Raw genomic sequence first — 12,759 nt, forward strand, 5'->3', positions numbered from 1 at the left:
AGCTCCCCCACCCGGCATAACCGTCTGACACGTGCCAAGGACACGGTCCCGCGGGGAGATTTGCCGATTGTCTGGAGAATGGGCCGCTTGGGAGGGGGACTTGTGGGGGTTGGTTCCGTACCCGTACCCCGCTCGGCGCCGCGTAGGCTGGATGGCGCCCGTGCTTCCTGTATAGCCCCGAGAGGTGTCCCGTGTCCCCGCGTCGCAACCGACCGAAGGCAGCCGGATCGTCGGGCCGGAGCGCCGAGGACGACCCCGCCGGCCGGTACGGCGGCTGGCAGTCCACCGAGAGCTGGCAGGGCGAGGAGTGGAGCGTGCGGCACGTCGCCGGGGCGAGCGCGCAGGGCAAGACCTACCGCTGCCCGGGCTGCGACCAGCTGATCCCCTCCGGCGTCCCGCACGTGGTGGCCTGGCCCGAGTACGCGGGCGTCGACGACCGCCGGCACTGGCACAAGGCCTGCTGGAACGCGAAGGACCGCCGCACCACGCGGGTGCAGCGGTCCCGTAACGCGCCGAGGTTCTGAGCCGGACGGCTATGTGCCGTCGTACGTCTCACACCTCGTACGTCTCACACGTCCCGGCTCCGCAGCAGCGCGTACGTGCCCGCGTACACCGCCGCCGTCACGCCCAGCATGATCCACAGCGGGTCCCAGCCGGACGGGCCGGACTCGGTCAGGGAGTTGGAGTAGAAGACGCTCAGCTGGTTCGGGATCGAGTACTCGAACAGCCAGTCGCGCAGCCTGTGCATCGACTCCGCGACCATGAACATCGCGATCACCAGCGGCGCCAGCACCACGCCGATCATGATGGTGATGCCGCCCGCGGAGTGCCGGATGACCGAGCCGATCAGCAGCGAGAGCAGGCCGAGCAGCGCGATGTAGAGGCTGATGCCGACGGTGGCCTTGAACCACTCCGAGCCGCTCGGGGTGCGGGCGCCGGCGCCCTCCAGCATGGACACCTGGACCATCGCCACGAAGGCGGACGCGACCAGGGTGAACACGAAGGCGACGGTGAAGAACACGATCGACTTGGCGGCGAGCACCCGGGCCCGGCTGGGGCACGCGGTCATCGTCGTGCGGATCATGCCCGTGCCGTACTCCGACGCCGTGGTCAGCACGCCGAGCGTGATGATGCAGATGGAGCCGAGGAGCAGACCGAAGAAGCCGAGCGTCAACGGGTTCTCGCCGTCCAGGTCCGCGGAGCTGGAATTGGCCGAGACCAGCGCGCCGGTGGCGAGACCGATGCCGACGACGAGCAGCACGAACACGCCGAGCGTCCACATCGTGGAGCGCACCGACCTGATCTTCGTCCACTCGGAGGCCAGCGCGTGCCCGAGATGGGTGCGCACGACCGGGATGGGCGAGGTGTAACCGGCGTACGACCCACCAGGCGCCTGCCACTCGGGCGCGGCGGCCGGGGCCTGCGGCATCGGGGGCTGGGGGGTGCTCATCGGGCGTCCTCGGGCTGGGTCGTCGGGGCGGCGGAGACGGGGGCGGCGGGGGCGGCGGCCGGGGCGGGGGCCGGGGCCGCGCCGGCGCCGCTCCCGCGGTGCCGTACCCGTTCGCCGGGGCACCCTGCCCGTTGCCCGGGGCGCCGCCGTACGGGCCGCCCGGGGGCATCGCGAAGGGCTGGCCGCCCTGCTGCGGCGGCGGCGGGGCGTACCAGCCGGGCTGGCCCTGGCCCGGGACCGGCATGGACGGCTGGGCGCCGGGCGGCAGCGGCTGCTGGAGGCCCGCCTTCTGGTCGACCGTCGAGCGGTAGTCCACGGCGGCCTGGGTCATCCGCATGTACGCCTCCTCCAGCGACGCCTGGTGCGGAGACAGCTCCCACAGCCGGACGCCCGCCTCGTGCGCGAGGTCGCTGATGCGGGGCAGCGGCAGCCCGGTCACGCGCAGCGCGCCGTCCTGCTCGGGCAGCACGTGCCCGCCCGCCTCGGCGAGCGCGGCGGCGAGCTTCTCCCGCAGCTGCGGCTCGGTGTCGGGGGTGCGCACGCGCGCGAAGTCGGCGGAGTTCGCCGAGATGAAGTCTGTCACGCTCATGTCGGCGAGCAGCTGCCCGCGCCCGATCACGATGAGGTGGTCGGCGGTCAGCGCCATCTCGCTCATCAGATGGGAGGAGACGAAGACCGTACGGCCCTCCGCCGCCAGCGCCTTCATCAAGTTGCGGACCCAGAGGATGCCCTCGGGGTCGAGGCCGTTGACCGGCTCGTCGAAGAGCAGCACCTGCGGGTCGCCGAGCAGCGCGGCGGCGATGCCGAGGCGCTGGCCCATGCCCAGCGAGAAGCCCTTGGAGCGCTTCTTCGCCACGTCCTGGAGGCCGACCACGCCGAGCACCTCGTCCACGCGGCGGGCCGGGATGCCCGACAGCTGGGCGAGGCTCAGCAGGTGGTTGCGGGCGGACCGGCCGCCGTGCACGGCCTTGGCGTCGAGCAGCGCGCCGACCTGCCGGGGTGCGTTGGGCAGCTTGCGGTACGGGTAGCCGCCGATGGTGACCGACCCGGACGTGGGGTTGTCCAGCCCGAGGATCATCCGCATCGTCGTGGACTTGCCCGAGCCGTTGGGCCCGAGGAAGCCGGTCACGGCTCCTGGCCGTACCTGGAAGGAAAGGTTGTACACGGCGGTCTTGTCGCCGTAGCGCTTGGTCAGGCCGACAGCCTCGATCATGCTCCGCACCCATCGAAAAGGTTCAGGAAGGCGGGGCACACGCCCCCGTAAGGGTTAGGAGGATATCCAGGCGCTGACGGTTCCGCCCAAGAGAGAGTAAAGCCGGAGAGTGGAACCCGGGGTACCGCAGGCCCGGAGATCACCGGGCGTCCCGGCGCTCCAGCAGGCGGAAAGACGGCGAAGGGGCGGCGGGACCCGGTCCCGCCGCCCCTTCACCCGGCCGGCGTCGTACGACTACCGGGACTGCTGCGCCGGAACGCTCCGGGAGACCGGCTCGTCGTCGCCGGACGTGCCGGCCGCGGCCACCGCGGCGCCGGTCAGCGTGGCGAGCATCTCGCGGACGTTCGTCAGCTGGGCGTTGATGCTGTCGCGGCGGTTGGTGAGCGCCGCCAGCTCCCGCTCGGACTCCGAACGGATCCGGTCCGCCTTGGCGTTGGCGTCGGCCACGATGTCCTCGGCCTGCCGCTGGGCGGTCTCCACCGTCTGCCGGGCCCGGCGCTCGGCGTCGGTGCGCAGCTTCTCCGCCTCCAGGCGCAGCTGCTCGGCCCGGTGCTCGATCTCGGCGAGCCGCTTCTCCGCCTTCTGCTGACGCGAGGCCAGGTCCCGCTCGGACTGCTCGCGCCGCTTGGCCAGGTTGGTCTCGAAGTCGGCGGCGGCCTGCGCGGCCTTGGCGCGGGTCTCCTCGAAGAGGGCGTCCGCCTCCTCCCGCTTGGACTGCGCGTCCTTCTGGGCCTCGGCACGCAGCTGGGCCGCGTCGGCCTTGGCCTTCTCGACGATCCGGACGCCCTCGTCCTCGGCCTTGGCCTTGCGCTCGGCCGCGTACGTCTCGGCGTCGTTGCGGACCTGCTGGGCCGCCGACTCGGCGAGGTCGCGGTGCTGCTCGGCCGCCCGCCGGGCCTCCTCGCGCAGCTCCTTGGCCTCTTCCTCGGCCAGCCGCAGGATCTTCTCGACCCGCGCGCCGAGACCCGCGTACGACGGCTCGGCGTCCGTGATCTGGGCCTGGGCGTTCTGCGTCTCGAGGTGCAGCTCCTCGATGCGCTTCTCCAGGGCGGTGATCCGGGCGAGAGCGCTGTCACGGTCGGAGACGAGCTTGGAGATGCGTTCGTCCACCTGAGCGCGGTCGTATCCACGCCGCACAAGCTCGAAGCCGTAGGGGGAAGTGTCGCTCATGGGGTTCCTGTCGAATGAGACCGGTGAGTGAGGTGATACAAGAATCCTAGGGGCCACAGCGGTGTGTCATCGAGCGGATACGGTTTTGATCTGGAGAATGGCGCCTCTTTCGAGTGGCCGGCCGGTGGGCCGCTTGCCATGGAGCAGGGCAAAGCACCCAGAAGACACCACAACGCCTCCCGCCCGCTAGCTCTCTGACGACTTGCCACCCGATCGGGGGGCGCCCACGGTGGCGCCCGCCTTGACCCCGCCGTCCTTGCCGGACGCGGGCGCGTCGAGGGACCCCAGCGCCTCCAGGACGTCCTGCACCCGGGAGATCTCGGCGTTGATGTCCTCGCGCCGGCGCATCAGGATCTCCAGCTCCCGCTTGCCCTCGTCGACGGTGCGCCGCGCCTCGCGGATCGCCTCCGCCTTCAGCGCCTCGGCCTCCTCCACCGTACGCCGGGCCTCGCGGACCGCCTCGGCCTTCAGCGCCTCGGCCTCCTTGACCAGGCGCGCCTTCTTCTGCTCGGCCTCCTTGAGCAGGCCCTCCGCCTTCTTCACCGCGGCGATCCGCACCTTGCCCGCTTCGGAGTCGGCCTCCGAGACCAGCTCCTTGGCCTTGGCCTCGGCCTTCGCCAACTGCTCCTCGGCGGCCTTGATGAGCGCGTCGCAGCGGTCGCCGGTGGACTTCATCGTCTCGGCGGCCTCGCGGCGGGCCCGCTCGTGCAGCTCCTCGATCTCGGTGGTGATCCGGCTCTGCAGCTCCTCGGCGCGTTCCCTTATCGCGGTGGCGTCCCGGCGCGCGCCGACCAGCAGCTCGTCGGCGTCCGTACGGGCCTTCTCCACCAGCGAGTTGCCCTCGATGGTCGCCTCGGCGACGATCCGCTCGGCCTCGCTGCGGGCCGCGCCCACCATCGTGTCGGCCTGCGACTCGGCGTCCGCCGTGGTCTTCAGGGCCTGCGCCTGCGCCTCGGCGAGCAGCTTGTCGGCCTCCGCCGTGGTCTCCGTGATGAGCTTGTCGACCTGCTCGGCCGCCTCCGAACGCCGCTTGTTGGCGTCCTTGCGGGCCTCGTCCAGGGTCCGCTCCGCCTCCTCGCGCGCGGAACCGACGAGCCGTTCGGCCTCCGCCTCGGCGTCCGCCTTCGTCCGCTCGGCCTCCGCCCGCACCCGCTCGGCGTGCGCCTGCGCGGAACCGACCGTCTCGGCGGCCTCCGCCCGCAGCCGCTCGGCGTCGGTGGTGGCGTCCCCGATCAGCTGCTCGGCGTTCGCGACGGCCTCCGTACGCACCCGGTCGGCCTCGGCCAGCGCCTCGGTACGCACCCGCTCGGCTTCGGCGGCGGTCTCGGTCTGGAGCCGTTCGGCTTCCTTGCGGGCCTCGGTGATGAGGGTGTCCGCCTGGTTGGCGGCGTCGGAGCGGATGCGGTTGGCGTCCTCGCGGGCGTCCGCCCGGGTACGGGCCGCCGCCTCGTTGGCCTCGGTGAGCGTCTCGGACGCCTCGGTCCGGATCCGCTCCGCCTCGGCCGCGGTCTCGCCGCGCAGCCGCTCGGCCTCCGTGACCGCCTCGGTGCGCACGCGTTCGGCTTCGGCGGCGGTCTCGGTCTGGAGCCGTTCGGCTTCCTTGCGGGCCTCGGTGATGAGGGTGTCCGCCTGGGCGGCGGCGTCGGAGCGGATGCGGTTGGCGTCCTCGCGGGCGTCCGCCCGGGTACGGGCCGCCGCCTGGTCGGCCTCGGCGAGCGCGTCCGACGCCTCGGTGCGCACCCGCTGCGCGTACTCGCCCGCGTCCGCGCGCAGCCGCTCGGCCTCGGCGATCGCCTCCGTCGTCGTCCGCTCGGCCAGCGCCTTCGCGGCCTCGGACTCCTCGTGCGCCTCGCGCCGGATGCGGGCGGCGTCCTCGCCGGCCCGCTCCCGCTCGGCGTAGGCGTCGGAGCGGACCCGGTCCGCCTCCTCCTCGGCCTCCCGCCGGGTACGGTCCGCCGCGTGCTCGGCGGCCGAGCGCAGCCCGGCGATCTCCTCCTGCGCCTGCTCGTGCAGCCCGGCGACGGAGTCCCGTACCTGCTGGGCGTGCTGTTCGGCGGCGGCGACCATCTCGCCGGCCCGCCGGTCGGCCTCCTCCACCAGCCGGGTCGCCTCGGCCTGTGCCTCCTCGACCCGCTTGCGGGCGGCGGCCAGCAGCTCCTCGCTCTGCTCCCGGGCCCGCTGCCGCTCCTGGCCGGCCTCCTCGCGGGCGGCACCGAGCAGCTCCTCGGCCTCGCGGCGGCGCCGGGCGGCCTCCTCCTGCGCGGCGGCCAGCGTCTCGGACGCCTCGGCACCCAGCCGCTCGGCGGCGGCCTGCGCCTCCGCGCGCACCCGGTCGGCGGTGTCCTGGGCCTCCGCCTTCAGCCGCTCCGCCTCCGCGGCGGCCTCCGACCGCAGCCGTACGGCGATGGCCTCGCCCTCGGCACGGGAGGCGGACGCGTCGGAGGCGGCCTCGGTGCGCAGCCGTTCGGCCTCGGCCTCGGCCTGCTCCTGGAGCGTACGGATCCGCTCGGCGGACTCCGCGCGCAGCCGCTCGCTCTCCTCGGCGGTCTCCCGGCGGACCCGGGCGGCCTCCTCGCGGGCCTCGGTCAGCGCCCGCTCGGCCGCCGCCAGCCGCTCCTGCGCCTCGGTCTGCAGCCGGGACAGCTCCTCGGCGGTCTCGGCCCGGCGGGCCTCGACGGCCTTCTCGGTCTCCTCGCGCAGCTCCCGCGCGGCCTTCTCGGCGTTTGCCCGGGCCGCCTCGGCCTGCTCGACGGCCTCGGCGCGCAGCCGCTCGGCCTCCTCGCGGGCACGCTCCAGCGCCTCCTCGGCCTGCCGGCGCAGCGCGGTGGCGCGCTCGGCGGCCTCGGTACGGACCTTCTCGCTGTCGGCCGTCGCGCTCTGCCGCAGCTCCTCGGCGTCCGCCTTGGCCTTGCCCAGCAGCTCCTCGGCGGACCTGGCCGCCTCCTCGATCTTGGCGACGGCCTCGCGGCGCGCCTCGGCACGGATCGACTCGCCCTCGGCGACCGCGTCGGCGCGCAGCTGCTCGGCCTCGCCGCGCAGCCGGCGCGCCTCCTCCTGGAGCTCGACCGTCTTGGCCCGGTACTCCTTGGTGTCGTCCTTGGCCGCGCCCTTGAGCTGCTCGGCGATGTCGTGCGCCTCGGCACGCAGCCGGTCCGCCTCCGCCTCGGCCTCCGAACGGATCCGCTCGGCCTCCTCGGCGGCGGCCCGGGTGGTCTTGCGGGCGTCCTCCGACGCCTTGTCGAGCACGTCCTCGGCGGTCTTGGCCGCCTTGGACAGCTGGGTGGCCGTCTCCTCCGCGGTGATCGTGCGGGCCTTCTCGGCGGCCTCGGCGACCAGCTTCTCGGCCTCCGCGCGGGCGTCCGCGACCAACTGCTCGGCCTCGGACCGGGTGTGCTCGGCCTCCTTGGTGGCCTCCTCGACCAGCCGGGCGACCTGCTCCTTGGCGGTGCGCGTACGCGTCTCGTTGGCGGCCTCGGCGCTCGCCAGCGCCTTGGCGGCGGCCTCCTTCGCCTCGGTGACCACCTTCTCGGCCTCGGCCTGCGCCTTGCGCAGCGCCTCCTCGGCCGCCGCCATCCGCTCCTCGGCGGCCCGGCTCAGCTCGGCGGCCTGCCGGCGCGCCGCGTCCGACTCGGTGACCGTGGCGGTACGCAGCTGCTCGGCGTGCTCGGTGGCCTCCTGCGCCTGGGTGGAGGCCGCGTTCAGCAGCCGCTCGGCGTCCGCGCGGGCCCGGCGCAGGATCTGGTCGGCCTCGGCGCGGGCGGACTCGGCCTCGTCGCGCAGCCGCTCCCGGGCCTCCCGGGTCAGCCGCTCGGCCTCCGCGCGGGCGGCGGCCATCGCCTGCTCGGCCTCCGCGCGGGACTCCTCCAGCAGCCGGCGGGCCTGCTGCTCGGTGCGGGCGCGCAACTGCTCCGCCCACGCCACGTTCTCGTTGACGTGCGACTCGACGGTGGCGCGGCGCTCGGCCAGCTCCTGGTCGAGCTGCTGGCGCCGGGTCACCGCCTCCTGGTGCAGCTCCGCCTGGAGCCGGGCGGCCTGCTCGGCGTGCTCCTGGAGGATGCGCTGGGTCTGCGCCCGGGCCTGGCTCAGCTCCCGCTCGGCGTCCTGGCGCAGCTGCTCGGCCTGCATCTGGGCGTTACGGAGCAACTGCTCGGCCTGGTAACCGATGTCACCGCCGTCGTAGGCGGGCCGGGTCATGAGGGTGCGGCGCGCCTCGTGCAGCTTGGCGCGCAGCACCTCGACCTGGTAGCCGAGGTCCTCGGCGTGCTGGATCGCCTTCTCCCGCTCGGTCCTCAGCCGCTTCATCTCGGCCTCGAACCGAGAGAGGTGGTCGACGTCAGCCGCCGGCTCTCGCTCCTGGCTCTCGTAGCCCCGCACTGCGCGGTCCCATCCGTCCCCTGGTCAGCTTCTCCAACGAGCTCCGTCCATCCGCCGAACGGGGCCCCCGGGGAAGGGTGTCGGACAGAGGGCGGAGCACGGGCTGCTGCCCCGACGCTCGTCCCCCGAAACCCGGACCCCGGCCGGGTCCCGCCGGCAACGGCAGGACCCGGTCGCCCCGGTTGACGGGACGACCGCCCCCAACCCTACCGGCCCTTATGTACGGGGGTCAGTGCTCGGGCGACTCAACAGGGGCCGAAGTGACCAGTTCTGTGAGGACGCCATGGCAGTCCTTGGGGTGCAGGAACGTGATCCGCGAGCCCATGGAGCCGCGCCGGGGCTCGTCGTAGAGCACGCGCACGCCCTTGTCCCGGATCTCCTCGGAGTCGGCGTCCACGTCCGCGGTGCCGAAGGCGATGTGATGGACGCCCTCCCCGTTCTTCGCGAGCCACTTGGCGACCGTGGAGTCCTCGCGGACCGGTTCCAGCAGCTGGAGGTAGGAGGCGCCGCCGTCGGAGGTGCCGTTGATCCTGAGCATGGCCTCGCGCACGCCCTGCTCCTCGTTGACCTCGGTGTGGAACACCTCGAAGCCGTACGTGGCCCGGTAGAACTCCACGGTCGCGTCGAGGTCGTGGCAGGCGATCCCGATGTGGTCGATTCGCGTCAGCATGGATTCAGTGCAGCGCTCCCGGGGTGGTTACGCAACGTGCGCGCGATCACACCGACAGGCCGGTGACGACCTGTCCAACCGCTCAGTACATTCGAAGTAAACCCTCGTTCACTCCTCGGCTGCGCGCAGCTGGAAGGGGATCGCACCTCATGTCTTCTGGAACGACCAGCTCGGTGATCGTCGCGGGCGCCCGGACGCCCATGGGGCGACTGCTGGGCTCCCTGAAGTCCTTCTCCGGAGCCGACCTCGGCGGCTTCGCGATCAAGGCCGCCCTCGACCGTGCGGGGATCGGCGGCGACCAGGTGCAGTACGTGATCATGGGCCAGGTGCTGCAGGCCGGCGCGGGCCAGATCCCGGCCCGCCAGGCCGCCGTCAAGGCCGGTATCCCGATGAACGTCCCCGCGCTCACCGTCAACAAGGTGTGCCTCTCCGGCCTCGACGCCATCGCCCTCGCCGACCAGCTGATCCGCGCCGGAGAGTTCGACATCGTCGTGGCGGGCGGCCAGGAGTCCATGACCAACGCCCCGCACCTGCTGCCCGGCTCCCGCGAGGGCTACAAGTACGGCGCGCTCGAGATGCTCGACGCGATGGCCTACGACGGCCTGACCGACCCGTGGGAGAACATCCCGATGGGCGAGTCCACCGAGAAGCACAACACCCGCCTGGGCATCAAGCGCCCCGAGCAGGACGAGATCGCCGCCCTGTCCCACCAGCGGGCCGCCGCCGCCCAGAAGAACGGCCTGTTCGAGGCCGAGATCACCCCGGTGGAGATCCCGCAGCGCAAGGGCGACCCGGTGCTCTTCAGCAAGGACGAGGGCATCCGCGCCGACACCACCGTGGAGTCCCTGGGCAAGCTGCGCCCGGCCTTCACCAAGGACGGCACGATCACCGCCGGCACCTCCTCGCAGATCTCCGACGGCGCCGCCGCCGTGGTCGTGATGAGCAAGGCCAAGGCCGAGGAACTGGGCCTTCAGTGGCTCGCCGAGATCGGCGCGCACGGCAATGTGGCCGGCCCCGACAACTCCCTGCAGTCCCAGCCGTCCAACGCCATCCGGCACGCGCTGAAGAAGGAGGGGCTGGACGTCTCCGACCTGGACCTCATCGAGATCAACGAGGCGTTCGCCGCGGTCGCCGTGCAGTCAATGAAGGACCTCGGGGTGTCCACGGAAAAGGTGAACGTCAACGGCGGCGCCATCGCCCTCGGCCACCCGATCGGCATGTCCGGCGCCCGCCTCGTGCTGCACTTGGCGCTGGAGCTCAAGCGCCGGGGCGGCGGGATCGGCGCCGCCGCGCTGTGCGGTGGCGGCGGCCAGGGCGACGCGCTGATCGTGCGGGTGCCGAAGGCCTGACAACCCCGTAGGCCTGACAACCCCGTAGGTCCGATTCCGGTACGTCGGTGAAGTGAACGGAGCTGTGATGCAGGACGTCTCCTCTCTGGTGGCCCAGGCCAGGGAAGGCCGGCCGCGGGCCGTGGCCCGGCTGATCTCCCTGGTGGAGGGGGCGTCCCCGCAGCTCAGGGAGGTCATGGCGGCGCTGGCGCCGCTGACCGGCAACGCCTATGTGGTGGGCCTGACCGGCTCGCCCGGCGTCGGCAAGTCGACCTCCACCTCCGCGCTGGTCACCGCCTACCGCAAGCAGGGCAGGAGGGTCGGCGTCCTGGCCGTCGACCCGTCCTCCCCGTTCTCCGGCGGCGCCCTGCTCGGCGACCGGGTCCGGATGTCCGACCACGCCTCCGACCCCGGTGTCTACATTCGCTCGATGGCCACCCGCGGCCACCTCGGCGGGCTGGCCTGGGCCGCCCCGCAGGCCATCCGGGTGCTGGACGCGGCGGGCTGCGACGTGATCCTGGTCGAGACGGTCGGCGTCGGCCAGTCGGAGGTCGAGATCGCCTCCCAGGCCGACACCAGCGTGGTGCTGCTCGCTCCGGGCATGGGCGACGGCATCCAGGCGGCGAAGGCCGGGATCCTGGAGATCGGCGACGTGTACGTGGTCAACAAGGCCGACCGGGACGGCGCCGACGCCACCGCCCGCGAGCTGAACCACATGCTGGGGCTGGGCGAGTCCCGCGGCCCCGGCGACTGGCGCCCGCCCATCGTCAAGACGGTCGCGGCCCGCGCCGAGGGCGTCGACGAGGTGGTGGAGGCCCTGGAGAAGCACCGCGCCTGGATGGAGGAGCGGGGCGTCCTCGCCGAGCGCCGCACGGCCCGCGCGGCCCGCGAGGTGGAGACCATCGCCGTCACCGCGCTGCGCGAACGCATCGGCGACCTGCACGGCGACCGCCGGCTCGGCGCCCTCGCCGAACGCATCGTCGCCGGCGAGCTGGACCCCTACCGCGCCGCGGACGAACTGGTCGCGGAACTGACCCGGAACTGACCCCTGGCCGGTGCGGTGATCACCCTGCTACCGTGACCGGCATGCTGTTCCTCATCATGGCGTAGGGCCACACCCGGCACGCGGGGCCGCGCAGACGGCCACCGCGCCCTCAGGTGTCCCCTTCTTCCGCCTCTCCAGAGGAACTTCCGCGTGTCCACGCCCCTGTCGCGGCCCTCGTACGCCGCCGTCCTGCGCGTGCCGCAGGCCCGCCGCACCTTCTCCGCCGCCCTGACGGCCCGGCTGTCCTACGCCACCGTCGGCCTGGCGATGCCGCTGTCCGTCACCGCCGCCACCGGCTCCTGGGCCGTCTCCGGCGTCGTACTGTCCCTGTTCGGCGCCACCACGGTCCTGCTGATGCCGCTGCGCGCCGCCCTGGTCGACCGCCACGGCCCGCGTCGCGTCCTGCTGCCCATGGCGCTGCTGTACGGCGCCCTGCTCGCCCTGCTGGCCGCGCTGACCTGGCATCCGGGCGCCCCCGCGGCGGCCGTCGCCGGCACGGCCGCGCTCGCGGGCTGCTGCGCGCCGCCGCTGGGCCCGGCCATGCGCGCCCTGTGGTCCGCGCTGATGCCGGACGAGGACATGGCACGGCGCGCCTACAGCCTCGACGCCGTCGCCGAAGAGCTGCTGTACGTCTCCGGTCCGGCGCTGGTCGGCGCGCTGCTGGGCGTCGCCCCGGCGGCCGCCGGAATCCTGCTGAGCGCGGCCCTGAACGTGGCCGGCACCTGTGCCTTCGTCACCTCCCCGGCCCTGCCCGGCCCGCGCCCCGCCACCCGCCGGCGACGGTCCGTCCCGGTGCGGGGGCTGCTGCCGGCGGTCGTGGTCGCACTGGGCCTCGGGCTGGCCATCAGCGCCGTGGAACTGCTGGTGCTGGCCTTCGCCGAGGAGCGCTCCTACGCCACCACGATGGTCCCCTGGGTCCTGGGCGCCCTGTCGGTGGGCAGCGCGCTCGGCGGACTCGCGGTCGGGGCGGTGCGCTGGCGTACGCCCGCCCGGGCCCGGCTGTGCCGGTTCGCCGCGGCCTTCGGACTGGTGCTGGCGGCGGCGGGGCTGGCCCCCGGCCTGTGGACCCTGGCCGGCGTGCTGGCCCTCGCGGGCGCGTTCATCGCCCCGGCGCTGACGACCGCGTATCTGCTGGCCGACGAGACGGCGACCGAGGAGACCCGGATCCAGGCCGGGGCCTGGGTGAACACCGGGGTGAACGCCGGAAGTTCGGCCGGGGCACTGGCGGCCGGGCTGCTGATCGACCGCCTGCCGCTGCCGCTGTGCTTCGCCCTGGCGGGCACCGCCGCCCTGGCCACGGCCGCCGCCGCCGTCGGCCGCACGGCGGCACCGGGCCGTACGCCCACGCCGGAGCCGACACCCGCCCCGGCATCCGGCGAGCACGGCTGACCGGGCGCACCACCACCCCCCGGCCACCGGGGCCCGCCGGTCCGCCGGGCTCCGGCGACGGCGGCGGTGGTGGTGCGGGTGGCCGTGTGAGTGTGCGGCGGACGCCGGGCGAGGTGCTCT

At 73.7% G+C, this 12,759-nt stretch carries 7 protein-coding genes and 3 pseudogenes; 4 read left to right on the forward strand and 6 right to left on the reverse strand.

Annotated elements, in window-relative coordinates; all coding sequences use genetic code 11:
• Positions 1–191 precede the first annotated feature (191 nt).
• Complete coding sequence (locus tag IH25_RS0116870) at positions 192–524, forward strand: hypothetical protein (protein ID WP_030610153.1); 333 nt, start codon at positions 192–194, stop codon at positions 522–524.
• Positions 525–568: 44 nt separating this feature from the next.
• Here the strand turns inward: IH25_RS0116870 and IH25_RS40695 are convergent, their stop codons facing one another.
• The 6 genes and pseudogenes from IH25_RS40695 to mce all read right to left on the reverse strand — a co-directional run bounded on the left by IH25_RS40695 (position 569) and on the right by mce (position 8,877).
• On the reverse strand, positions 569–1,450 hold the full coding sequence (locus IH25_RS40695; protein ID WP_030610157.1) for an ABC transporter permease: 882 nt from the start codon (positions 1,448–1,450) through the stop codon (positions 569–571).
• Positions 1,425–2,663, reverse strand: a pseudogene (locus IH25_RS40700) (ABC transporter ATP-binding protein); the annotation flags it as partial. The gene IH25_RS40695 and the pseudogene IH25_RS40700, both read right to left, overlap by 26 nt.
• 234 nt (positions 2,664–2,897) lie before the next feature.
• The gene (locus IH25_RS0116890) at positions 2,898–3,833 is read right to left on the reverse strand and encodes a coiled-coil domain-containing protein (RefSeq protein WP_030610163.1); all 936 of its coding nucleotides are present in this window, start codon (positions 3,831–3,833) and stop codon (positions 2,898–2,900) included.
• Positions 3,834–4,019: 186 nt separating this feature from the next.
• Positions 4,020–5,153 (reverse strand): annotated as a pseudogene (locus tag IH25_RS43290) (hypothetical protein); the annotation flags it as partial.
• Between the two features lie 165 nt (positions 5,154–5,318).
• Positions 5,319–8,207, reverse strand: a pseudogene (gene scy / locus IH25_RS0116895) (polarized growth protein Scy); the annotation flags it as partial.
• A 229-nt stretch (positions 8,208–8,436) separates the two neighbouring features.
• Positions 8,437–8,877 (reverse strand): methylmalonyl-CoA epimerase, encoded by a 441-nt coding sequence (gene mce, locus IH25_RS0116900; RefSeq protein ID WP_030610169.1) that lies wholly within the window; start codon positions 8,875–8,877, stop codon positions 8,437–8,439.
• A 149-nt stretch (positions 8,878–9,026) separates the two neighbouring features.
• On the opposite strand from mce, the gene IH25_RS0116905 reads away from it, so the two are divergent.
• The 3 genes from IH25_RS0116905 (at position 9,027) to IH25_RS0116915 (ending at position 12,639) form a co-directional block, all read left to right on the forward strand.
• Positions 9,027–10,226 carry an acetyl-CoA C-acetyltransferase gene (locus IH25_RS0116905; protein ID WP_030610171.1) on the forward strand — a complete coding sequence of 400 codons (1,200 nt, stop codon included), beginning with the start codon at positions 9,027–9,029 and terminating at the stop codon, positions 10,224–10,226.
• Between the two features lie 67 nt (positions 10,227–10,293).
• Entirely contained in the window at positions 10,294–11,250 is a 957-nt protein-coding gene (meaB, locus tag IH25_RS0116910; RefSeq protein WP_030610174.1) for a methylmalonyl Co-A mutase-associated GTPase MeaB, read from the forward strand.
• 150 nt (positions 11,251–11,400) lie between these two features.
• Entirely contained in the window at positions 11,401–12,639 is a 1,239-nt protein-coding gene (locus tag IH25_RS0116915) for an MFS transporter (RefSeq protein WP_037655061.1), read from the forward strand.
• The last annotated feature ends 120 nt before the right edge of the window (positions 12,640–12,759 follow it).

This window comes from Streptomyces achromogenes subsp. achromogenes (genome assembly GCF_000720835.1).
Lineage (GTDB): Bacteria > Actinomycetota > Actinomycetes > Streptomycetales > Streptomycetaceae > Streptomyces > Streptomyces achromogenes.